Genomic DNA, 22,557 nt, shown 5'->3' with positions numbered 1-22,557 from the left:
CACGGCCCGGGCGTGACCGTGCCGACCGGCCGCGCGGCCCGGATGGCAATCTTGGGGCATGCCTTCGCTTGCTCGCGGCCTCGGCGCCGCCGTCCTGGCCGCCGTCGCCCTGGTGTTCCCCGCCGCCGTTCCGGCCGCGGCGGACGCAGGGTCACCGCAGTCGTTCACCATCGAGGACGAGCGGATAACGGAATCGAGCGGGCTGGCCGCGAGCCGCGCGCACCCCGGGGTGTTCTGGACGCACAACGACAGCGACGACGGGCCGTACGTCTACGCCGTGGACAGCGCCACCGGCCGTACGGTCGCGACCGTCACGCTGAAAGGCATCGATCCGCGCGACGTCGAGGCGGTGTCGGTCGGCCGCGACGGCCAGGTCTACGTCGGTGACATCGGCGACAACCTCGGCGGCACCTGGCCGGAGGTGTGGATCTACCGCTTCCCCGAGCCGAAGAAGCTGAAGGACACCACGGTCACACCGGTCCGGTACACCGTCCGCTACGACGGAGGGCCGCGCGACGCCGAGTCCCTGATGGTCCATCCGAAGACCGGCCGGGTGTACATCGTCAGCAAGAACGAGGAGGGCGGCGGGCTGTACGAGGGCCCGGCCGAGCTGTCCGCCTCGGGCGTGAACACCTTCAAGCGCATCGCCGGGATCGACCTCTGGGCGACGGACGGCGCGTTCTCACCCGACGGTACGCGGCTGGTGGTGCGCAGCTACTTCGAGGCGCGCGCCTACAGCTGGTCGTCGGACGGCAAGGTCGAGCCGGTGGGCCGTCCCAGCCTGCCCATGCAGCGCCAGGGCGAGTCGGTGTCCTTCACACCGGACGGCACGGCGCTGATGTACGGCACGGAGGGCGCGCAGAGCCGGGTCACGCGGGTGGCGCTGCACGGGAAGATGCTGCCGGTCTCGGCGGCCGGGAAGGACGAGGGCGAGCAGGACGGCGCGGACGGCACGAACGGCACGGGCGGGGGAGCGGACGGCGACCAGGACCGCAATCTGGTCGTCGGCGCGCTGACCTTCGCGGCGGCCGCGGTGATCGTGCTGGGCCTGCGGCGGCTGATCCGCCGCCGCTGAGGCGGTGGGCGGAGTGAGGGTCAGCGCTGCGGGGGCTATGCCGAGGTGCCTTCGTCCTCCGGCAGCAGCTCGTAGTGCAGGGTCGTGTCACGCTGGAGCCGGTGGACCGTGGGGACCAGGTAGCGCTGCACCACCGGGTACTTCCGCTCGATGAGCCCGGCGGCGTGTGCGTTCTCCTCGCTGCCCTGCTCCAGCAGCCGGACGTGCGCCTTGAGGGCCGGTCCGGTCGGCTTGCCGCGGCGGGTGGAGGGTGCGATCTCCACGTCCGGAAAGTTCCGCATCCGCTTCGCCTTGCCCGCCTTGCCGAAGGTCCGGATGTACGCGTGGTCGCCCTCGACGGCGATGTGCACGGGCGTCCCGACGGTCGTGCCGTCGCGCTTGCGCGTGGTGAGCAGGACGCAGCCCTGCCGGACGAAGCGGGCGAGTGGTGGAGTGGCCATGACTCCATGGAGACACAGGGCGGGCCCGCCGTCACCCGGGGACCGTCCATTGCGCGGAGGGGCCGGGCGCGGACGCGAAGGGGCCCCTGGTGCGCACCAGGGGCCCTCCACCACGTATGGCTAGAGCTTGTCGACCACGTAGTCGATGCAGGCGGTCAGCGCCTCCACGTCGGCCGGTTCGACGGCCGGGAACATCGCGACCCGCAGCTGGTTGCGGCCCAGCTTGCGGTACGGGTCGGTGTCCACGATCCCGTTGGCGCGCAGCGTCTTGGCGATGGCGGACGCGTCGATGCCGTCGTTGAAGTCGATCGTGCCGACGACCTGCGACCGCTGGGCCGGGTCGGTGACGAACGGGGTGGCGTACGCGACCTTCTCGGCCCACCCGTACAGCCGCGAGGAGGAGTCCGCGGTCCGCTCGGTGGCCCAGGACAGACCGCCGTTCCCGTTCAGCCAGTCGAGCTGGTCTGCCAGCAGGAACAGCGTCGCGAGGGCGGGGGTGTTGTACGTCTGGTTCTTCCTGGAGTTGTCGATCGCCGTCGGCAGCGAGAAGAACTCCGGCACGTGCCGGCCCGAGGAGTGGACGCGGGCGGCGCGCTCCAGGGCGGCGGGCGAGAAGGCCGCCAGCCACAGACCGCCGTCGGCGGCGAAGGACTTCTGCGGGGCGAAGTAGTAGACGTCGGTCTCGCGGATGTCGACGGGCAGGCCGCCGGCGCCGGAGGTCGCGTCCACCAGGACGAGTGAACCCTCGTCGGCCCCGGCCACCCGCTTCAGGGGTACGGCCACGCCGGTCGAGGTCTCGTTGTGCGTGAGGGCGTACACGTCGACACCGGCCTCGGCCTGCGGCTGCGGGTGCGTGCCGGGCTCGGAGGCGATGACCGTCGGGTCCTCCAGCCAGGGCGCGAGCTTCGCGGCCTTGGCGAACTTGGAGGAGAACTCGCCGAAGGAGAGGTGCTGCGACTTGCGCTCGATCAGGCCGTGGGTGGCGATGTCCCAGAAGGCGGTCGAGCCCCCGTTGCCGAGGACGACCTCGTAGTCGTCGGGCAGCGAGAACAGGGCGCGTACGCCGTCCCGCACCCGGCCGACCAGGTTCTTCACCGGAGCCTGGCGGTGCGAGGTGCCCAGCAGGGAATCGCCGGTGGCGGCGAGGGCGCTGAGCGCCTCCGTCCGCACCTTGGACGGGCCCGAGCCGAAGCGACCGTCGGCGGGCTTGATGTCAGTGGGAATCCGGATCTCAGCCACGGTCCGAAGCCTAATCCGTTCCGGCCGGTCGCCGGGGGTGCGGTCCATGGACCGAGACGTGGGGCGAGACGCGGGCACGGCATGGTCCCAACAGCCGCTGTTCCGGTAGCTGTTGACGGTGGTGTGAGAACTTCTGCTGTTTTGATTGACCGGTGTGTTGTATAAATGCAACACTCTGCTGCATGAGGAAAGCGCGTACGTCCGAGGATCAGGGGATCCGGATCCACAACCGGCTCGCGATGCTGCGGGCCGAGCGGGGCTGGTCGCGGCGCGAACTCGCCGAGGCCACCGGCGTCAACTACCAGACGATCGGCTATCTGGAGCGAGGCGACTACAACCCGAGCCTCGAACTGGTCTTCCGCATCTGCGGCATCTTCGGGCTGCCCGTCGAGGCCGTCTTCTCCCCGCGTCCCTTCCCCCGGCTCTCCGGGGACGCCCTCACCTCCGGCGACTCCCCGGCCGCCGCGACTCCCCACGCCATACCAGCCTCCACGGAGGGGAACACACCATGAGGTTCAACACCCTGCTGCGCAACGACCGCCTCTTCCTGCTCGGGCAGACGGCCCCGGAGCCGCAGCTGCGCCGCCGCACCCGGCGCATCATGCTCGTCGTCCTGGCGCTCGCGGTGCCCGCCCTGCTGTTCGTCGCGTTGAGGTACGACCTGCGCCTCGGATTCCCGGTGCTGATCGGCCTGATCGTCCTGCAGGGGACGTTCCGGTGGCTCGCCTGGCGGGGCACCAGGGGGCTGACGCTCGCCCCCACCCACCTGCTCGACGAGCTGCAGCTCCAGCAGGTGCACAGCGCGTACCGGCGTGCCTACGGCGTCACGACGGCCGCTCAGGCGCTCGTCATCTTCGGTGCCTTCCCCCTCATCGCCCTCACGGACCAGCCCCATCCGCTCCGGATGTTCTTCATGGGCGGTTACCTGGTCCTGTTGATGATGGTCTGGATGCCCACGGCCGTCCTCGCCTGGCGCCTGGAGGACGAGGAGCCGGACGAGGAGCCCGACGGCGCGGCGGCCGCCCCTGCCTGACCCGCGCGGCCACGGCGCAGCGGCGCGCCCCGCCCAGCCCGCGACCCGCCGCGCGGCGGAACACCGTCATCGTCAGGTGCGCGCGGCCACGTTTCGGGCAGGCTTGATCGCATGAGCGATCCTCGGAATCTGGCAGGAGCGCTACGGGAGGCGGTACGCGGCGAGGTCTCCTCCGCCGTCGCGAGCCGGGCGCTGATGACCATGGACGCGTCGAACTACCGGCGGGTGCCGGACGCGGTCGTCGTGCCCCGCGACGCCGACGACGTCGCCGCGACGCTCGCCGTCTGCCGCGAGCACGAAGTGCCGGTCGTCGCGCGGGGTGCGGGCACCTCGATCGCCGGGCAGGCGACGGGCACCGGCGTGGTGCTCGACTTCACCCGCCATATGAACCGGATCCTGGCCGTTGACCCGGACGCCCGCACGGCGGTCGTCCAGCCCGGCGTCATCTGCGACGACGTGCGCCGCGCCGCGGGACCGCACGGGCTGACGTTCGGCCCCGATCCCTCCACCCACAACCGCTGCACGATCGGCGGCATGATCGGCAACAACTCGTGCGGCTCCCACTCGGTGGCCTGGGGCACGACCGCCGACAACGTGCACGCGCTGGACGTCCTCACCTATGCCGGGGAGCGCGCCCGCCTCGCCCCGGAACGGCGCGGAGGCACGGGTCCCGCCGAGGTCCCCGACCGCCTCCGCGAGGGGGCCGCGCGGATCGTGGACCGCCATCTCGCCCGGCTGCGTACCGGCTTCCCCGACCTCCCCCGCCGTATCTCCGGCTACGCCCTCGACGCGCTCCTGCCCGAGAACGGCACCGACTGGGCGCGCGCCTTCACGGGCAGCGAGGGCACGCTCGGGGTGCTGACCGAGGCGGTGGTGAAGCTCGTGCCCGCGCCCGGCGCGCGCGTGCTGGCCGTGCTGGCGTACGAGGACGAGGGCGCGGCGGCCGACGCGGCGCACACCCTCCTCCCGTACGGCCCCCTGACCGTCGAGGGCATGGCCTCCGACCTCGTGCCCGGGGCGGCCGGGGCCCGCCTGCCGAAGGGCGGGGCGTGGCTCTTCGCCGAGGTCGGCGGCGATACGGCGGAGGAGGCTCGGGCGCGCGCCGAGGAGCTGTGCCGGACGGCGGCCGTGGCCACCACGGACCATGCGCTCGTCACCGACCCGGCCGGGCAGCGGGCGCTGTGGCGCATCCGCGAGGACGCGTCGGGCACGGCGACGCGGATGCCGGACGGCAGTGAGGCGTGGCCGGGCTGGGAGGACTGCGCGGTCCCGCCCGCCCGGCTCGGCGGGTATCTGCGGGACTTCCGGGAGCTGATGACCCAGCACGGCCTGCGCGGCACCCCGTACGGGCACTTCGGCGACGGCTGCATCCACATCCGGATCGACTTCGACCTGCTCAGCGAGGAGGGCAAGCGGCGTTTCCGGGCGTTCTCCGTGGACCTCGCCGACCTCGTCGTCACGCACGGGGGCTCCCTCTCCGGCGAGCACGGCGACGGGCAGGCGCGCGCGGAACTGCTGCCGCGGATGTACGGGGACGAACTGGTCGGCGCCTTCGAGGAGTTCAAGGATCTGTGGGACCCGGCGAACGGGCTGAACCCCGGAATCCTCGCTCGCCCCCACCGGCTCGACGAGAACCTCCGCTTCGAGGTCCTGCCGCGCGAGCCCGTCGACGTCACCTTCGGATACCCGCACGACGGCGGGGACTTCTCGGCGGCGGTGCGCCGCTGCGTCGGCGTCGCCAAGTGCCGTACGACGTCGGTGAGCGGGGCGGCGGTGATGTGCCCGTCGTTCCGGGCGACCGGCGAGGAGCAGCACTCCACGCGCGGGCGGGCGAGGCTGCTGCACGAGATGCTCGGCGGCGAGGTCGTCACGGGCGGCTGGCGCTCGGAGGAGGTCCGGGAGGCGCTGGACCTGTGCCTGTCGTGCAAGGGCTGCCGGTCCGACTGCCCGGTGGGCGTCGACATGGCCACGTACAAGGCCGAGTTCCTGCACCACCACTACGAGGGCCGGGTGCGGCCCGCGGCACACTACGCGATGGGGTGGCTTCCGGTCTGGCTGCGCTCGGCGGCCGCGCTGCGGCTGAGCGGGGTGGCCAACGCGGCCGCGCGGACAGGGCCGTTGGCGGGTCTGGCGAAGCGGCTCGGCGGCATCGCCCCCGAGCGGACGATCCCGGAACTGGCCCCCGAGCCGTTCACGCGGTGGTGGCGGGCCCGGACGGCGGCGGAGACGGCCGCGCCCGGCGCCTCCCCGGACGGGCGGCCCACCGTCCTGCTGTGGCCCGACACCTTCACCAACTACCTCTCCCCGTCCGTCGGCAGCGACGCCGTCGCCGTACTCGAAGCGGCCGGTCTCCGGGTCGTCCTGCCGCAGAAGGGCGTGTGCTGCGGGCTGACCTGGGTCTCGACCGGACAGCTCGACCGGGCCCGCAAGGTCATGCGGCGCACGCTCGACGCCATCGCTCCCGCCCTCGACGCGGGACTCCCCGTCGTGGGGCTCGAACCGAGCTGCACGGCGGCCCTGCGGACCGACCTGCCGGAGCTGGTGGGCGGGGAGGACCCCCGGGCGGAACGGCTCGCCTCGTCCGTCATCACCTTCGCGCAGGCGCTGGACCAGCTCGCCCCCGACTGGGATCCGCCCCGTATCGACCGCCCCGTCGCCGGACAGACCCACTGCCACCAGCACGCGGTCCTCGGTGACGAGGCCGACCGCACGCTCCGCCGACGCGCCGGTCTCACCGGCGAGTTGAGCGGCGGCTGCTGCGGCCTCGCGGGCAACTTCGGCTTCGAAAGCGGACATTACGACGTGTCACGCGCCTGCGCCGAGGAACAACTCCTCCCCGCCGTGCGGTCGGCCGCACCCGGGACAGAGATCCTCGCCGACGGCTTCTCCTGCCGGACACAGCTCACCGGACTCGGAGCCCGGCCCGGACGCCATCTCGCCGAGGTGCTGGCGGACGGTCTGAGAAATTCACGGAACGACTGAACCCGACGGCCCGGTACAACGTCTGAGGAATAGGCGGGACGAACGTCCCGCCTATTTTCCGTTCGTGCAGATCTGAACAACCCATATTTCTCCGGGGAATTCTTTGACGCGGGGGCGGGCAGCGTTCTAGCGTTTCCCGACATCGCATCTCCGCAAGCCAGTTGGGCTCTCGGACCGAGGCATGGACGCATGCGCTCGTATGCCCTTTTCAGGCCTGCTCGAATTCTTTCCCGCAGAAGTGGAGTCACCCCCCATGAGAATTGCGTTTTCGCGTCGCGGTGCCCAGCGCATAGCCGCCGCGGGTCTGGCATCGGCCGCCGCGGCGGCTCTGCTCGCCGCCGCCGCCCCCGCGGCGCAGGCCGGCACGTCCTCGGACGGTGAGCGCTCCAAGCCGAGCGCCCGCATCATCGGCGGCGGCGACGTGTCCAACGACGCGTACCCCTTCATGACGGCCCTCCTCGAGAAGGGCTCCGGCAACGCGCTCAAGCGGCAGTTCTGCGGCGGCAGCCTCATCAACCAGAGCGTCGTGATGACCGCGGCCCACTGCGTCGAGGGCATGGACGCAAAGGACCTGCAGGTGGCCGTAGGCCGCACCCAGCTCTCCGACTCCGACCAGGGCCAGATCCGCAACGCCCGTAAGTCCACGGGCGAGGGCGACCCCGGCGGCATCACCGTCCACCCCCGCTACACCAAGGGCGACGCGGCCTACGACATGGCCTTCATCGAGCTGGCCAAGCCGGTGAAGGGCATCGCCCCCGTCAAGCTCCCCACCCCGGGCACCGACGCCCTGATCCGTCCGGGCGCCAAAGCCACGGTCACCGGATGGGGCAACACCGACACCGACATGCCGCACTTCCCGGACCGGCTGCGCGAGGTGAAGGTGCCGCTGCTCTCGCACGACGAGTGCAAGGTGAGCTACGACAGCTACAACAGCAAGGTCAACATCTGCGCCGGCGTCGAGGGCAAGGACTCCTGCCAGGGCGACAGCGGCGGCCCGATGTTCCGCAACGTTCCGGGCCGCGAGCAGCCGTTCCAGATCGGCATCGTCTCCTACGGTGACGGCTGCGCCGCGCAGGGCGCCCCGGGCGTCTACACCTCGGTCAGCTCCGCCAAGCTCTGGGACACGCTGTCCGAGTCGCCCGAGGGCAAGAAGATCGCGGCGAAGCTCGGCCGCGGCCGCTGACCCGGCCCCCGTGAGCAACCCGGCTGACCGTCCGACCGGTTGACCGGATCACCAGCCCGAAGGCCATCGGCCCATCGGTCCATCGGCACAGCGCGCGCCTCCCCGCATGCGCTGTGCCGATGGGGTTCTGGTTCGGGTCGCTCGGTCGGTCTTCTGCCGTTGCCCCGCCGTCGTTCGTCCCGCGCCTGCGGCGCAGAGATCGAGCATCGGGGTTGGAGGAGCCCGGCTGAGGCCGGACGTCCGCACTGCGGTGGGCGATCGGCCGAGGTCGCGGCGGGCTCGCTCGACGTGCCGCTCCCTCCGGCACCTGTGGTGAAATCGCTTGCCCTGATGCTTGCTTCCGGTCAAGCATTCCGAAAACGGGCCGCCGGGTGCCGTCCCGTATCGACGACCCGGCCTGTCGCGCAACCTGACGCCGGACGTTCCTGTGAAAGCCGAGGCGAGCCGAGCCCCTGCCCGCTCCGATGCTCACGTAACCCGCCACCGGCGGGCACGTCGGCGTGGTTCGTGCATGTGGCACCGTTCGTCGGCGTCCCGCCCGCGTTCGACGATCACACGGTCAGGTCCTCCCCGCCGCGTCGGATGCTCCGCGCAACGCACGCGAGGCGTGCGGACAGGCGTGGCCCCGGCACGCGGCGGACCGCAGAGCCTAGGCTGCGGCCCATGTTGCTGGAGCACCGTGGTGAGCGGCCCGTCGTACCGGAGTCGGCCTACGTCGCGCCCTCGGCCGTGCTGTGCGGGGCGGTCGTCCTCGGGGAGCGGGCGCGGGTGCTGCACGGGGCGGTGCTCACCGCCGAGGACGGCGAGATCCGGACCGGGGCGGACGTCGTCGTCATGGAGAACGCGCTCGTGCGCGGGCGCGCAGGTCACCCGGCCGCGCTGGGCGACGCCGTCCTGATCGGGCCGCACGCCCACGTCAACGGCGCCGCCGTGGAGGACGAGGTCTTCGTCGCGACGGGCGCCTCGCTGTTCCCCGGCGCGGTCGCGGGCGCCGGCGCCGAACTCCGCATCCACAGCGTGCTCCACGTCAACTCCCGCCTCGCGCCCGGCACCGTCGTGCCCATCGGCTGGATCGCCGCGGGCGACCCCGCGCAACTCTTCCCGCCCGAACGGCACGAGGAGCTGTGGGAGGTGCAGCGCGAGCTCGACTTCCCGGTGACGGTCCAGGGGGTGCCGCGCGGGACCCCCATGCGCGAGATCATGGCGCTGCAGTCCGCCTTCTACGGGGCGCATCGCGACGACCGGATCGTCGACGGCTGAGCGCGGAACCGTCGGCCGAGCGCGGGCCATCGGGCGGACCACGGAACCGTCGGCCTGAGCGCGGGGCCATCGGGCGCATCGGGCTGGCCGCGGGAACCGCCCGCCTGAGCGGGGGGCGTCCACGCCGAGCGCGGACCGGTCGAAAGCGGGCCTCGAGCCCGTAGTCCGATACGCCCGATATGGCGCCGTACGCGGCAACCGGCCGGAGACGGGCGGCGCTTGACCCCTCCTGATGCCTCTCCGTACGCCCTTGCTCGGCAAAGAAAATGCAAGCGTGCTTGCTTGTTTCTCCGGGTCCTGCCACGCTGCTGCTCACCGACGCCGCCGCGGGCTGCCCGCTGACACGGCGTCACCGTGCTGTCCCGCAGAACACCGGTATTCGACGAGTCGGCGCGAGCCGACGAGGGGAGCGCACCGTGGCCGATCCGGGAGCCGTGGTCGACGATCTGCACGCCGAGGGGGAGGACCTCGACCGGCTCGTGGCGGGGCTCGGCCCCGAGCAGTGGGCCACCCCCACTCCTGCCCCCGGCTGGACCGTCGCGCACCAGATCGCGCACCTCGCCTGGACCGACGAGCAGGCCGTGAAGTCCGCAACCGAGCCCGAGGCCTTCGCCCGCGAGGCCGAGAAGGCGATGGCCGCACCGGACACCTTCGTCGACGAGGCCGCGGCGCGCGGAGCCCAGGACCCGCCCGCGGAACTGCTGAAGCGCTGGCGCGCGGGCCGTGCGGCCGTGCGGGCCGCGCTCTCCGCGCACCCGACGGACGTACGGATGCCCTGGTTCCTCACCAGGATGAGCGTCGCGTCGATGGCGACCGGCCGGCTGATGGAGACCTGGGCCCACGGGCAGGACATCGCCGACGCGCTGGGTGTCCGCCGCACCCCGACGGACCGGCTGCGCCATGTCGCCAGGATCGGCGTCCGCGCCCGCGACTACGGCTACTTCATGCGCGGCGAGACCCCGCCCGCCGAAGAGTTCCGCGTCGAACTCACCGCCCCCGACGGGACGTTGTGGACCTACGGACCGGAGGATGCCGCGCAGCGCGTCACCGGCACCGCGCTCGACTTCTGTCTGCTCGCCACGCAGCGCGCGCACCGCGCCGACCTCGCCCTGCGCGCCGAAGGGGCGGACGCCGACCACTGGCTCGACATCGCCCAGGCCTTCGCGGGACCGCCGGGACAGGGCCGCGAGCCGGGACGGTCCGGCCCCGGCGGGCAGGGCGGAGGCGCGGCGTGACCTCCAACGGCCCGGCCCTCGGCGACCCGGCCGCCGCACCCCTCCGGATCGGCAACGCCTCCGGCTTCTACGGAGACCGGTTCGACGCCGTCCGCGAGATGCTCACCGGCGGCTCGCTCGACATTCTCACCGGGGACTACCTCGCCGAGCTGACCATGCTCATCCTCGGCCGCGACCGCATGAAGGACCCGAACCTCGGCTACGCCAAGACCTTCCTGCGGCAACTCGAGGAAGGGCTCGGCCTGGCCGTCGACCGCGGCGTGCGGATCGTCACCAACGCGGGCGGGCTCAACCCGGCCGGACTGGCGGACGCCGTAAGGGAGTTGGCCGACCGCGTCGGGATCCCCGTACGCGTCGCCCACGTCGAGGGTGACGATCTGCGCGAGGCCCGCGACTGGGGCCCCGGCGTGCTGACCGCCAACGCCTATCTCGGCGGCGCCGGCATCGCCGCGTGCCTGCGCGCGGGAGCAGACGTCGTCGTCACCGGCCGCGTCACCGACGCCGCCCTCGTCACCGGCCCCGCCGCCGCTCACTTCGGCTGGTCGGCCGACGACGTCGACGCCCTCGCGGGCGCCGTCGTCGCGGGCCACGTCCTGGAGTGCGGTACGCAGGCCACCGGCGGCAACTACGCGTTCTTCACCGAGCACGACGTACGCCGCCCCGGGTTCCCGCTCGCCGAGATCCACGCGGACGGCTCGTCCGTCATCACCAAGCACCCGGGCACCGGGGGCGCCGTGACCACCGGCACCGTCACCGCGCAGCTCCTCTACGAGACAGCGGGCCCCCGCTACGCCGGACCCGACGTGACCGCGCGCCTGGACTCCGTACGGCTCACGCAGGAGGGCCCGGACCGGGTCCGGATCGACGGAGTGCGCGGGGAGGCGCCGCCGCCGACGCTCAAGACCGGCCTCACCCGGATCGGCGGCTGGCGCAACGAGGTCGTGTTCGTCCTCACCGGCCTCGCCGTCGAGGACAAGGCCGCGCTCGTGAAGGACCAGATGGAGGCGGCCCTCGCCGAACGGCGCCCCGCCGAGGTGCGCTGGACCCTCGCCCGTACGGACCGGGCCGACGCGGACGTGGAGGAGGAAGCCAGCGCCCTGCTGCGGCTGGTGGTCCGCGACCCCGACGCGGACGCCGTCGGCCGGGCGGTGAGCGGCGCCGCCATCGAACTGGGCCTGGCCGGTTACCCCGGCTTCCACGTCACCGCTCCGCCCGGCAAGGGCTCCCCGTACGGGGTCTTCGAGGCGGTCTTCGTCGACGCCGCGGAGGTCCCCCACACGGCGGTGCTGCCGGACGGGCAGCGCATGACCCTGCTCCCCGCCCAGGAGACCCGGGACCTCGCCGAACCCGAACAGCCCTCCCTGCCCGAGCCGTTGCCGCCAGGACCGGTGCGCCGCGCCGCGCTCGGCCTGGTCGCCGGTGCCCGCAGCGGCGACAAGGGCGGCAGCGCCAACGTCGGGGTGTGGGCACGATCGGAGGAGGCGTGGCGCTGGCTCGCGCACACCCTCACCGAGGAACGCTTCCGCGCACTGCTGCCCGAGACACGGGACCTGCCCGTCACCCGCCACGCCCTGCCCAACCTCCGCGCACTCAACTTCACCGTCGACGGGCTCCTCGGCGAAGGCGTCGCCTCCCAGGCCCGCTTCGACCCGCAGGCCAAGGCGCTGGGGGAGTGGCTGCGCTCACGCCACCTGGACATCCCGGAGGTATTGCTGTGACCGTCCTCGCGTCCGCCCTCGACCCGACGGGCGCCGACCACACCGCGCACCGCGAGGCGATGCTCGCCAAGCTCGCCGAGCTGGAGACCGAGCACGCCAAGGCGGTGGAGGGAGGCGGCGAGAAGTACGTCGCCCGTCACCGCAAGCGCGGGAAGCTGCTGGCGCGCGAGCGCATCGAGCTGCTGCTCGACCCGGACACGCCGTTCCTGGAGCTGTCGCCGCTCGCCGCCTGGGGCAGCGACTACAAGGTCGGCGCCTCCATGGTCACCGGCATCGGCGTCGTCGAGGGCGTCGAATGCGTGGTGACGGCGAGCGACCCGACCGTACGCGGCGGGGCCAGCAACCCGTGGACGCTGAAGAAGGCGCTGCGCGCGCACGAGGTCGCGTTCGCCAACCGGCTCCCGCTCGTCAGCCTCGTGGAGTCCGGCGGCGCCGACCTGCCGAGCCAGAAGGAGATCTTCATTCCGGGCGGGGCGGTGTTCCGGGACCTGACCCGGCTCTCGGCGGCCGGGATCCCCACGATCGCGGTGGTGTTCGGCAACTCGACGGCCGGGGGCGCGTACGTGCCCGGCATGTCCGACCACGTGATCATGGTCAAGGAGCGGTCGAAGGTCTTCCTCGGCGGGCCGCCGCTGGTCAAGATGGCGACCGGTGAGGAGAGTGACGACGAGTCGCTGGGCGGCGCGGAGATGCACGCCCGTACCTCCGGCCTCGCCGACTACTTCGCCGTGGACGAGCCCGACGCGCTGCGCCAGGCCCGGCGCGTCGTCGCCCGCCTCAACTGGCGCAAGACGTACGGCAGTCCGCCGGTCGCCGAGCCGCCGAAGTACGACGAGGACGAACTCCTCGGCATCGTCCCCGGCGACCTGAAGGTGCCCTTCGACCCGCGAGAGGTCATCGCCCGAGTCGCCGACGGCTCCGACTTCGACGAGTTCAAGCCGCTCTACGGGCCGAGCCTGGTGACGGGCTGGGCCGCGCTCCACGGCTATCCGGTCGGCATCCTCGCCAACGCGCAGGGCGTGCTGTTCAGCGAGGAGTCCCAGAAGGCCGCCCAGTTCATCCAGCTCGCCAACCAGCGCGACATCCCGCTGGTCTTCCTGCACAACACCACCGGCTACATGGTCGGCCGGGAATACGAGCAGGGCGGCATCATCAAGCACGGCTCGATGATGATCAACGCGGTGTCCAACTCGAAGGTCCCGCATCTGTCCGTGCTGATGGGCGCGAGCTACGGCGCCGGCCACTACGGCATGTGCGGCCGCGCCTACGACCCGCGATTCCTTTTCGCCTGGCCCAGCGCCAAGTCGGCCGTCATGGGACCGCAGCAGCTCGCCGGTGTGCTGTCGATCGTCGCGCGGGAGTCGGCGGCGGCCAAGGGGCAGCCGTACGACGACGAGGCGGACGCGGCGCTGCGCGCCATGGTGGAGCAGCAGATCGAGTCGGAGTCGCTGCCCATGTTCCTGTCCGGCCGGCTGTACGACGACGGGGTCATCGATCCACGCGACACCCGCACCGTCCTCGGCCTCTGCCTGTCGGCCATCCACACCGCCCCCGTCGAAGGCGCCCGCGGCTTCGGCGTCTTCCGGATGTGAGGCAGCTGATGACGAGCCATGCGACGACCGCATCGACCCGAGGGGCCCAGGTGATCCAGTCCGTCCTCGTCGCCAACCGTGGCGAGATCGCCCGCCGCGTCTTCCGCACCTGCCGCGAACTGGGCGTCGCCACCGTGGCCGTGTACGCCGACCCGGACGCCGGCGCTCCGCACGTGCAGGAGGCGGACGCGGCCGTACGGCTGCCCGGCAGCGCGCCGACCGAGACCTATCTGCGCGGTGACCTGATCGTGAAGGCCGCCCTGGCCGCGGGCGCGGACGCCGTCCACCCCGGCTACGGATTCCTGTCGGAGAACGCCGGGTTCGCCCGGGCCGTCCTCGACGCGGGCCTGACGTGGATCGGCCCGTCGCCGGAGGCCATCGAGGCCATGGCCTCCAAGACGCGCGCCAAGGAGCTGATGCGCGAGGCGGGCGTCCCGCTGCTCGCGCCCGTCGACCCGGACGCCGCCACCGAGGCCGATCTGCCGCTGCTGGTGAAGGCGGCGGCGGGAGGCGGCGGGCGCGGTATGCGCGTCGTCCGCGAACTCGGCGCTCTGCCCGAGGAGTTGAAGGCGGCTGCCGCCGAGGCCGCGTCCGCCTTCGGCGACGGCGAGGTCTTCGCCGAGCCGTACGTCGAGCGCGGCCGCCACGTCGAGGTGCAGATCCTCGCCGACGGCGACGGCACCGTGTGGGCGCTGGGCACCCGCGACTGCTCGCTCCAGCGTCGCCACCAGAAGGTGATCGAGGAGGCCCCCGCCCCCGGTCTGGACGACGCACTGCGGCACAGCCTGCACACGTCGGCCGCCGAGGCCGCGCGCGCCATCGGCTACACCGGCGCCGGCACGGTCGAGTTCCTGGTCTCCGCCGACGGGCGCCCGTACTTCCTGGAGATGAACACGCGCCTCCAGGTCGAACACCCGGTGACGGAGGAGGTGTTCGGGCTCGACCTCGTCGCCCTGCAGCTCCGGGTCGCCGAGGGCGGGCTGCTGGCCGAGGTGCCGCCGCAGCCCTCGGGCCACGCCATCGAGGCACGGCTGTACGCGGAGGACCCCGCGCGCGGATGGCAGCCGCAGACGGGCGTGCTGCACCGCTTCGCCGTCGAGCAGCCCGCGGGCGGGAACGGCGGTCTGCGCGTCGACTCCGGCTACGCGGACGGCGACGAGATCGGCGTCCACTACGACCCGATGATCGCCAAGGTCATCGCCTGGGCCCCGACGCGCGCCGAGGCGGTGCGCAAGCTCGCCCGTGCCCTGGAGCGTGCCCACGTCCACGGGCCCGTCACCAACCGCGACCTGCTCGTCCGCTCCCTGCGCCACCCGGACTTCGGCGACGTCGGGTTCGACACCGGCTGGCTGGAGCGGAAGCTGTCCGGGCTCACCGAGGACGGCACCGGCCCGTCCGCGCCGGGCCCGTCGTCGCCCGCACGGCTCGCCGCCCTGGCCGCAGCGCTCGCGGACGCCGCGGCGCGGTCGGGGGAGCCGGGCGGAACCGTCGCCGCGCCCACGACCGCCGCCGCACCCACGGCCGTTGCCCCGCCCACGGCCGCCGCGCCCGCGGCCGCTGCCCCGACCACGACCGTCGCCTCCCGCCTCGGCGGCTGGCGCAACGTCTCCTCCCGGCCCCAGACCAAGCGGTACCGCGGCGAGCCCGACGGCACCGAGCACGAGGTCCGCTACCGCCTCACCCGCGACGGCCTGACTGCGGACGACTGCCCCGGCGTACGGCTGCTCGCCTCGGCACCGGACCGGGTCGTGCTCGAAGCCGACGGCGTACGGCGGGAGTTCCGCGTCGCCTCCTACGGCACGCGCGTGCACGTCGACTCCGCCGTCGGTTCCTTCGCCTTCACCGCCCTGTCCCGCTTCCCCGAACCCACTGCCCGTACCGAGCCCGGGTCACTGCTCGCGCCGATGCCGGGCACGGTGATCCGCGTGGCGGAGGTCGCGGTCGGGGACACCGTCGCCGCCGGTCAGCCGCTGCTGTGGCTGGAGGCGATGAAGATGGAGCACAAGGTCTCGGCACCCACCGCCGGAACGCTCACCGAACTCCAGGCCGTACCGGGCCGCCAGGTCGAGGTCGGTGCGCTCCTCGCCGTCGTCACCGAAGCACCCGACGGCGCAGCCCCGCCGGATGACACCGCGCGGTCCGACGACACCCCTCGGCCCGACGACACCGCCCGGCCCGCCGGGACGTAAGCCGTACGTCCCGGCCGGGACGTCAGCCTCCGTCACGGCGGCCGACCCCCGAACTCCCGTGTCCCGCACCCCTCATGCACAGCGCCGCCCCACCCCGTCACCCCGACCGAGGAGGAGTCCCGCATGACCGCCGTCATCGAGTCCGCCGAGCACCAGGACCTCCGCGCCGCCGTCGCCGCACTCGGCGCCCGCTACGGACACGACTACTTCAGCACCGTCACCCGCGAGGGCCGGCACACCGACGAACTCTGGGCCGAGGCCGCCAAACTGGGCTACCTCGGCGTCAACCTCCCCGAGGAGTACGGCGGCGGGGGCCGCGGCATCGTCGAGCTGTCCATCGTCCTGGAGGAGCTGGGCGCCGCCGGCTGCCCGCTGCTGATGATGGTCGTCTCCCCGGCCATCTGCGGCACCGTCATCGCCCGCTTCGGCACCGATGAGCAGAAGCGGAAGTGGCTGCCCGGGCTCGCCGACGGCAGCAAGCTGATGGCGTTCGGCATCACCGAGCCCGACGCCGGCTCCAACTCCCACCGCATCGTCACCACCGCCCGCCGCGACGGGACCGACTGGCTGCTCACCGGCCGCAAGGTCTTCATCTCCGGGGTCGACTTCGCCGACGCCACGCTGATCGTGGGCCGCACCGAGGACGCCCGCACCGGCAAGCTCAAGCCCTGCCTCTTCATCGTGGACCGCGACACTCCGGGCTTCCGGTACAACCCCATCGACATGGAACTCTCCGCGCCGGAGAAGCAGTTCGAGCTGGTGCTGGACGACGTCCGGCTGCCCGCCGACGCGCTTGTCGGCGACGAGGACGCGGGGCTCCTGCAGCTCTTCGCCGGGCTCAACCCCGAGCGCATCATGACCGCCGCCTTCGCCCTCGGCATGGGCCGCAACGCGCTCGCCCGGGCCCTCGACTACGCCAGGACCCGTACGGTCTGGAAGGACCCGATCGGCGCCCACCAGGCCATCGCCCACCCCCTCGCCCAGGCGCACATCGAGATCGAGCTGGCCCGCCTCATGACGCAGAAGGCGGCCCATCTCTACGACGCGGGCGACGACATGGGCGCGGGCGAGGCCGCCAACATGGCCAAGTACGCGGCCGCCGAGGCCGCCGCCCGCGCCGTCGACCAGGCCGTGCACACCCTCGGCGGCAACGGCCTCACCCGCGAGTACGGCCTCGCCAAGCTGATCACCGCGTCCCGCGTGGCCCGGATCGCCCCCGTCAGCCGGGAGATGATCCTCAACTTCGTGTCCCACCAGACCCTCGGTCTCCCCAAGTCGTACTGACCCAGGGGACGGCGGGGCCCCCGCCGCCGCACCGCCCGGCACCACGCTCCCGGCGCCGGACCCGGTACTCGTCCGTCACGAGGCCCGGGTCCCGCCCACCCCTCGTCCCGCACCGACGTCGAAAGGGATCGCCATGGTGTTCCGCAGTGAGTACGCCGATGTCCCGCCTCTCGACCAGCCCATCCACGACGCCGTCCTCGGCCGGGCCGCCGAGTTCGGCGAGCTGCCCGCGCTGATCGACGGCGTCGACGGCACCACCCTCAGCCATGCCCGGCTCGACCGCTTCACCCGCCGCATAGCGGCCGCCTTCGCCGAGACCGGCGTGCGCAAGGGCGACGTCCTGGCCCTGCACAGTCCCAACACCATCGCCTTCCCCGCGGTCTTCTACGGGGCCACGCGCGCCGGCGCCGCCGTCACCACCGTCCATCCCCTGGCCACCGCCGAGGAGTTCGCCCGCCAGCTCCGCGACAGCCGGGCGCGGTGGATCGTCACCGTCTCGCCGCTCCTGGAGACCGCCCGCCGGGCGGCCGAGGCGGCGGGCGGCGTACGGGAGATCTTCGTCTGCGACACCGCCGACGGACACCGCTCCGTCCTCGACATGCTCTCCTCGACGGCGCCCGAGCCCGAGATCACGATCGACCCGGCCGAGGACCTGGCCGCCCTGCCGTACTCCTCCGGGACGACCGGCATCCCCAAGGGCGTGATGCTGACCCACCGCAACATCGCCACCAACCTCACCCAGCTCGGCGCGCTGGTCCCCAGCGGACCCGGCGACCGGGCCCTGGCCGTCCTCCCGTTCTTCCACATCTACGGCCTCACGGCCCTCCTCAACGCACCGCTGCGCACCGGCGCCACGGTCGTCGTCCTGCCCCGCTTCGACCTCGACCAGTTCCTGGCCGCCATCGAGAAGCACCGGGTCAACGCCCTCTACGTCGCCCCGCCCATCGTGCTCGCGCTCGCCAAGCACCCGGCCGTCGACCGCCACGACCTGTCGTCGCTGGAGTACATCGTCTGCTCGGCGGCACCGCTCGACGCCGAACTGGCCACGGCCTGCTCGCGCCGCCTGGGGCTCCCCCCGGTCATGCAGGCGTACGGGATGACCGAACTCTCCCCGGGCACCCACGTCGTCCCCCGCCACGCGCGCGACGCCCCGCCCGGAACCGTCGGCAAGCTGATCCCGAGCACGCGGATGCGGCTGGTCTCCCTCGACGACCCCGGGCAGGACGCCGGGCCCGGCGAGGAGGGCGAGATCGTCATCAAGGGCCCCCAGGTGATGAAGGGCTACCTCGGGCGGCAGGAGGCCACCGCCGCGATGGTCGACGAGGACGGCTGGCTGCACACCGGCGACGTGGGCCGCGTGGACGACGACGGCTGGCTCTTCGTCGTCGACCGCGTCAAGGAGCTGATCAAGTACAAGGGCTACCAGGTCGCGCCCGCTGACCTGGAGGCCGTCCTGCTCACCCACGACCGGATCGCGGACGCTGCCGTGATCGGGGTGACGGACGGCGACGGCAACGAGATCCCCAAGGCGTACGTCGTGCCCCAGCAGGGGGCGGCGATCACCGACGAGGAGGTCATGGCGTACGTTGCCGAGCGGGTCGCGCCGTACAAGAAGGTGCGCCGGGTCGAGTTCCTCGACACGGTGCCCCGCGCCGTGAGCGGCAAGGTGCTCCGGCGCGAACTGCGGGACCGGGAAAGGAGTTCAGCGCCCTCATGACACGGAAGACGGATGCGGCGAACAGGCCGGAGGACGCGGCGGAGCAGGCCGTGCCCGCGGACGATGCGGACCGGCCGCTGGTCCACATCTCCCGCGAGCGCGGCATCACCACCCTGACCCTCGACTCGCCGCGCAACCGCAACGCGCTCTCCTCCCGCCTGGTGACCGAGCTGTACGCGGGCCTGGAGGCGGCCGCAGCCGACGAGGAGACGCGGGCCGTCGTCCTGACCCACACCGGCACCACCTTCTGCGCGGGCGCCGACCTCAGCGAGGCGACGTCGGGCGCGGCCGGGACGGCCGCACCGCTCGGCCTCGCCCGGCTCATGCGCACCATCGTGGAGCTGCCGAAGCCCGTCGTCGCCCGGCTGACCGGCCACGCGATGGCCGGCGGCATGGGCCTCCTGGGCTCCTGCGACATCACCGTGGCGGCGGATGGCGCCCGCTTCGCGTTCACCGAGGCGCGGCTGGGGCTCGCCCCCGCCGTGATCTCGCTGCCGCTGCTGCCCCGGCTCGACGCGCGGGCGGTGGGCCGCTACTACCTCACAGGCGAGAAGTTCGACGCGGCCGAGGCGGCCCGTATCGGCCTGCTGACGCTGGTCGCCGACGACGTGGACGCGGCGCTGGAACCGGTCCTCGAGGGCTTGCGCAAGGGCTCCCCGCAAGGCCTGGCCGAGTCGAAGAAGCTCGCGACCGCCGGGGTGCTGCGCGCCTTCGACCGGGACACCGAGGAACTGGCCGAGACCTCCGCCCGGTTGTTCACCTCGGAGGAGGCCCGCGAGGGCATGACGGCCTTCCTGGAGCGGCGGAGCCCGGTATGGGCGCGGTGACCGGCCGGGCAGCCGTACGCGACCCCAAGCAGGACCGCAGCCGGGCCACCCGGCAGCGCCTGCTGGAGGCCGCGGTGGCCTGCCTGGCCGAGCACGGCTGGAGCGGCAGCACGGTCATGGTCGTCGCCGAGCGGGCCGGGGTCTCCCGGGGCGCGGCCCAGCACCACTTCCCGACCCGCGAGGACCTGTTCACGGCGGCCGTCGGGCACGTGGCGGAGATGCGGTCGGGCGCGCTGCGCGAGTTCACCAGGGACCTGCCGGAGCCGGGGACGCCCACCCGCACCCTGATGATCGTCGAGCAGCTCGTCGACCTCTACACCGGTCCGCTGTTCCGCGCCGCGCTCCAGCTCTGGGTGGCCGCCTCGACGCTGCCGGACGACTCCCCGGCGGAGGCGGGCGGCGAGCCGCTGAAGAAGCGGGTGACCGCGCTGGAGGCCCGCGTGGGCCGCGAGACGCACCGGATGGCCGTGGAGCTGCTGGGCGCGGACGAGAGCCGGCCCGGCGTACGGGAGACCGTGCAGGGACTGCTGGACATGGCGCGCGGCCTGGGCCTGGCGAACCTGCTGACGGACGACGCGGCGCGCCGGGCCCGCGTCGTCGAGCAGTGGGCGGGGATCCTCGACGGGGCGCTGGACCGGGGCGGCCTGAGGGGCCTCTGATTCGGCCCGGGGCCGGCAGGGCCCGTGCTGAGGGGCCGCTGGGACACCGCGAGGGGCCGCTGGGACACAGCGCGAGGAGCCGCCGGGACACCGGGAGGGGCCGCCGGGCCACCGCGAGGAGCCGCCGTGAACGCGCTCACCCGCCCCCGGGAGCGGAGGCGGGTGAGCGAACGGACCGGACGGGTCAGGGGGTCAGCGGGCGAGGTCCTCGTAGCCCTCGATGGCGCGCGGGTCGCGCGCCGCGGGGCCGACATAGCGGGCCGAGGGCCGCACGAGCCGCCCCGTCCGCTTCTGCTCCAGGATGTGCGCGCTCCACCCGGCCGTACGGGCGCAGGTGAACATCGACGTGAACATGTGCGCCGGGACCTCCGCGAAGTCCAGCACGATCGCCGCCCAGAACTCGACGTTCGTGGCCAGGACGCGGTCGGGGCGCCGGTTGTGCAGCTCCTCCAGCGCGGCCCGCTCCAGGGCCTCGGCGACCTCGAAGCGCGGCGCGGCCAGCTCCTTGGCCGTACGGCGCAGGACGCGCGCCCGCGGGTCCTCCGCGCGGTAGACGCGGTGGCCGAAGCCCATGAGCCGCTCGCCCTTGTCCAGCGCCTGCTTCACGTACGCCTCGGCGTCGCCCGTCCGCTCGATCTCCTCGATCATGCCGAGGACGCGGGACGGGGCCCCGCCGTGCAGCGGGCCGGACATGGCACCCACGGCGCCGGACAGGGCCGCGGCGACGTCCGCGCCGGTCGAGGCGATGACGCGGGCGGTGAAGGTGGAGGCGTTCATGCCGTGCTCGGCCGCGGAGGTCCAGTAGGCGTCGACGGCCTTGACGTGCCGCGGGTCCGGCTCGCCGCGCCAGCGCTTCATGAAGCGCTCGACGACCGTGTCGGCCTTGTCGATCTCGCTCTGCGGGACCATCGGCAGGCCCTGGCCGCGCGCGGACTGCGCGACGTAGGACAGCGCCATGACCGCGGCCCGGGCAAGGTCTTCCCGCGCCTGGGCCTCGTCGATGTCGAGCAGCGGTTTCAGGCCCCACACGGGGGCGAGCATCGCGAGCGCCGACTGCACGTCCACCCGGATGTCGCCGGAGTGGACGGGGATCGGGAACGGCTCCGCGGGGGGAAGGCCGGGGTTGAAGCTGCCGTCGACCAGCAGGCCCCAGACGTTCCCGAACGAGACGTGGCCCACCAGATCCTCGATGTCCACGCCTCGGTAGCGGAGCGCGCCGCCTTCCTTGTCGGGTTCGGCGATCTCCGTTTCGAACGCGACGACTCCCTCGAGTCCGGGTACGAAGTCGGACATCTGGCGGCTCCTCGTGGTGTGGCCGGCACACGGGCCGGGCTCGCTCGTGGCGTGCGGCGCGGTGCGACCAGGCGGTCTGGCGGTCTGGAATCGGGTGGCCCCGGGCCGGGGATGTCCCGGCTCGGGGTGATACGGGCTCGGAGGGGTCCGGGTTCGGTGTCGTCCGGATCGGGGGTCGTCCGGGGTCGGGAGGGGGCCGGTTCGGTGGGGTCTGGGTTCGGGCTCCGGGTCGTCGGCGCCGGGCGGGTACGCGGCCTCGGCGGCGGCTCGCGGTCCGTACGGTCACCCCGGTGATGCCCCGCGAGGATGCTGCTCATCCCGGCCAGGGCGGGCGGGTCGGTTCACCGGTCGATGGAGCGTCCTTACAGGTCCTTATGAATCAGTACACGTCAGTACATGCCGGACCCGCCATCGCTCGGGTCTCCGACCGGCGATAGTGGTCCAGCCGAGAGTCTGGCGCGTCGGGCGGGCACGGGGAAGCGTGAGAAGCGGCACACCGTGCCGCAGCGGCCCAGGAGGGTTCACGCGGGCCCGTGGCGGGCAAACTCCGCCGGTGCACGGGCGGGCGCATGTGCAGACGCGGATGCGGAGGTGCGTGCCGCAGCCCGTGCGGCAGTACGAGCCGGTGCACGGAGTGCCGCGGGCGGGCACGCTGCGCGATCCACCGCTGGCGGGGCGGCGCGGCCCGAGAGGACGGGGCCTGAGCGCGGGCCCGGAGCCTGAGCGTGAGCCCGGGCGCGGGCCCGTGGGCAGCCCGAGGCGGGGCCTGAGGGCGGGCCCGAGGGCGGTGCCCGCCCGGTGGCCGTCCGGGCCGATGCTGCAAGATATGTG

17 protein-coding genes are annotated in these 22,557 nt (G+C 73.1%); 14 read left to right on the top strand and 3 right to left on the bottom strand.

Annotation, left to right across the window (positions count from 1 at the left end):
* The first annotated feature begins 58 nt into the window (after window positions 1-58).
* Complete coding sequence (locus ABZ822_RS02140) at window positions 59-1,075, top strand: hypothetical protein (RefSeq protein ID WP_360845802.1); 1,017 nt, start codon at window positions 59-61, stop codon at window positions 1,073-1,075.
* 35 nt (window positions 1,076-1,110) lie between these two features.
* Here the strand turns inward: ABZ822_RS02140 and ABZ822_RS02135 are convergent, their stop codons facing one another.
* A complete protein-coding gene (locus ABZ822_RS02135; protein ID WP_360845800.1) occupies window positions 1,111-1,515 on the bottom strand; it encodes a PPOX class F420-dependent oxidoreductase in 405 nt (134 codons plus the stop codon).
* Between the two features lie 120 nt (window positions 1,516-1,635).
* The gene (gene serC, locus ABZ822_RS02130; RefSeq protein WP_360845798.1) at window positions 1,636-2,754 is read right to left on the bottom strand and encodes a phosphoserine transaminase; all 1,119 of its coding nucleotides are present in this window, start codon (window positions 2,752-2,754) and stop codon (window positions 1,636-1,638) included.
* Window positions 2,755-2,936: 182 nt separating this feature from the next.
* On the opposite strand from serC, the gene ABZ822_RS02125 reads away from it, so the two are divergent.
* The 13 genes from ABZ822_RS02125 to ABZ822_RS02065 all read left to right on the top strand — a co-directional run bounded on the left by ABZ822_RS02125 (window position 2,937) and on the right by ABZ822_RS02065 (window position 20,433).
* Window positions 2,937-3,266 (top strand): helix-turn-helix transcriptional regulator, encoded by a 330-nt coding sequence (locus tag ABZ822_RS02125; RefSeq protein ID WP_360845796.1) that lies wholly within the window; start codon window positions 2,937-2,939, stop codon window positions 3,264-3,266.
* Window positions 3,263-3,787 carry a hypothetical protein gene (locus ABZ822_RS02120; protein ID WP_360845794.1) on the top strand — a complete coding sequence of 175 codons (525 nt, stop codon included), beginning with the start codon at window positions 3,263-3,265 and terminating at the stop codon, window positions 3,785-3,787. Before ABZ822_RS02125 ends, ABZ822_RS02120 begins: the two co-directional genes overlap by 4 nt.
* Window positions 3,788-3,898: 111 nt before the next feature.
* On the top strand, window positions 3,899-6,769 hold the full coding sequence (locus ABZ822_RS02115) for an FAD-binding and (Fe-S)-binding domain-containing protein (RefSeq protein WP_360845792.1): 2,871 nt from the start codon (window positions 3,899-3,901) through the stop codon (window positions 6,767-6,769).
* Window positions 6,770-7,022: 253 nt separating this feature from the next.
* The gene (locus ABZ822_RS02110; RefSeq protein ID WP_360845790.1) at window positions 7,023-7,952 is read left to right on the top strand and encodes a serine protease; all 930 of its coding nucleotides are present in this window, start codon (window positions 7,023-7,025) and stop codon (window positions 7,950-7,952) included.
* Window positions 7,953-8,615: 663 nt separating this feature from the next.
* Window positions 8,616-9,212, top strand: a complete 597-nt coding sequence (locus tag ABZ822_RS02105) for a gamma carbonic anhydrase family protein (RefSeq protein WP_360845788.1) — start codon at window positions 8,616-8,618, stop codon at window positions 9,210-9,212.
* Window positions 9,213-9,628: 416 nt separating this feature from the next.
* Entirely contained in the window at window positions 9,629-10,447 is an 819-nt protein-coding gene (locus ABZ822_RS02100) for a TIGR03084 family metal-binding protein (RefSeq protein ID WP_360845786.1), read from the top strand.
* Window positions 10,444-12,165: an acyclic terpene utilization AtuA family protein gene (locus tag ABZ822_RS02095; RefSeq protein WP_360845784.1), complete on the top strand. Its 1,722-nt coding sequence runs from the start codon at window positions 10,444-10,446 to the stop codon at window positions 12,163-12,165. Before ABZ822_RS02100 ends, ABZ822_RS02095 begins: the two co-directional genes overlap by 4 nt.
* Window positions 12,162-13,757, top strand: a complete 1,596-nt coding sequence (locus ABZ822_RS02090; protein WP_360845782.1) for a carboxyl transferase domain-containing protein — start codon at window positions 12,162-12,164, stop codon at window positions 13,755-13,757. The genes ABZ822_RS02095 and ABZ822_RS02090 overlap by 4 nt, the downstream gene beginning before the upstream one ends.
* A gap of 50 nt (window positions 13,758-13,807) precedes the next feature.
* The gene (locus tag ABZ822_RS02085; protein ID WP_360845780.1) at window positions 13,808-15,946 is read left to right on the top strand and encodes a biotin carboxylase N-terminal domain-containing protein; all 2,139 of its coding nucleotides are present in this window, start codon (window positions 13,808-13,810) and stop codon (window positions 15,944-15,946) included.
* Between the two features lie 123 nt (window positions 15,947-16,069).
* Window positions 16,070-17,230: an acyl-CoA dehydrogenase family protein gene (locus ABZ822_RS02080; protein ID WP_360845778.1), complete on the top strand. Its 1,161-nt coding sequence runs from the start codon at window positions 16,070-16,072 to the stop codon at window positions 17,228-17,230.
* 133 nt (window positions 17,231-17,363) lie between these two features.
* Window positions 17,364-18,947 (top strand): 4-coumarate--CoA ligase family protein, encoded by a 1,584-nt coding sequence (locus ABZ822_RS02075; RefSeq protein ID WP_360845776.1) that lies wholly within the window; start codon window positions 17,364-17,366, stop codon window positions 18,945-18,947.
* On the top strand, window positions 18,944-19,774 hold the full coding sequence (locus ABZ822_RS02070; protein WP_360845774.1) for an enoyl-CoA hydratase family protein: 831 nt from the start codon (window positions 18,944-18,946) through the stop codon (window positions 19,772-19,774). The genes ABZ822_RS02075 and ABZ822_RS02070 overlap by 4 nt, the downstream gene beginning before the upstream one ends.
* Window positions 19,762-20,433 (top strand): TetR/AcrR family transcriptional regulator, encoded by a 672-nt coding sequence (locus ABZ822_RS02065; protein ID WP_360845772.1) that lies wholly within the window; start codon window positions 19,762-19,764, stop codon window positions 20,431-20,433. The genes ABZ822_RS02070 and ABZ822_RS02065 overlap by 13 nt, the downstream gene beginning before the upstream one ends.
* Before the next feature lie 192 nt (window positions 20,434-20,625).
* On the opposite strand, the gene ABZ822_RS02060 is transcribed toward ABZ822_RS02065, so the two are convergent.
* A complete protein-coding gene (locus ABZ822_RS02060; RefSeq protein WP_360845770.1) occupies window positions 20,626-21,726 on the bottom strand; it encodes a citrate synthase 2 in 1,101 nt (366 codons plus the stop codon).
* Window positions 21,727-22,557 lie beyond the last annotated feature (831 nt).

The sequence above is a fragment of the Streptomyces sp. NPDC047108 genome (genome assembly GCF_040643575.1).
In the GTDB taxonomy this organism is placed as follows: Bacteria; Actinomycetota; Actinomycetes; order Streptomycetales; family Streptomycetaceae; genus Streptomyces.
Note: the sequence above shows the minus strand (reverse complement) of the source record. Positions and strands in the feature narration are given on the sequence as shown.

Bases quoted from the DNA above. Each gene is read 5' to 3' on its own strand.
- ABZ822_RS02120 (WP_360845794.1), top strand. From the start codon at position 3,263: ATGAGGTTCAACACCCTGCTGCGCAACGACCGCCTCTTCCTGCTCGGG.
- ABZ822_RS02115 (WP_360845792.1), top strand. From the start codon at position 3,899: ATGAGCGATCCTCGGAATCTGGCAGGAGCGCTACGGGAGGCGGTACGC.
- ABZ822_RS02110 (WP_360845790.1), top strand. From the start codon at position 7,023: ATGAGAATTGCGTTTTCGCGTCGCGGTGCCCAGCGCATAGCCGCCGCG.
- ABZ822_RS02060 (WP_360845770.1), bottom strand. From the start codon at position 21,726: ATGTCCGACTTCGTACCCGGACTCGAGGGAGTCGTCGCGTTCGAAACG.
- ABZ822_RS02125 (WP_360845796.1), top strand. From the start codon at position 2,937: ATGAGGAAAGCGCGTACGTCCGAGGATCAGGGGATCCGGATCCACAAC.
- ABZ822_RS02075 (WP_360845776.1), top strand. From the start codon at position 17,364: ATGGTGTTCCGCAGTGAGTACGCCGATGTCCCGCCTCTCGACCAGCCC.
- ABZ822_RS02080 (WP_360845778.1), top strand. From the start codon at position 16,070: ATGACCGCCGTCATCGAGTCCGCCGAGCACCAGGACCTCCGCGCCGCC.
- ABZ822_RS02140 (WP_360845802.1), top strand. From the start codon at position 59: ATGCCTTCGCTTGCTCGCGGCCTCGGCGCCGCCGTCCTGGCCGCCGTC.
- ABZ822_RS02105 (WP_360845788.1), top strand. From the start codon at position 8,616: ATGTTGCTGGAGCACCGTGGTGAGCGGCCCGTCGTACCGGAGTCGGCC.
- ABZ822_RS02135 (WP_360845800.1), bottom strand. From the start codon at position 1,515: ATGGCCACTCCACCACTCGCCCGCTTCGTCCGGCAGGGCTGCGTCCTG.
- ABZ822_RS02065 (WP_360845772.1), top strand. From the start codon at position 19,762: ATGGGCGCGGTGACCGGCCGGGCAGCCGTACGCGACCCCAAGCAGGAC.
- ABZ822_RS02070 (WP_360845774.1), top strand. From the start codon at position 18,944: ATGACACGGAAGACGGATGCGGCGAACAGGCCGGAGGACGCGGCGGAG.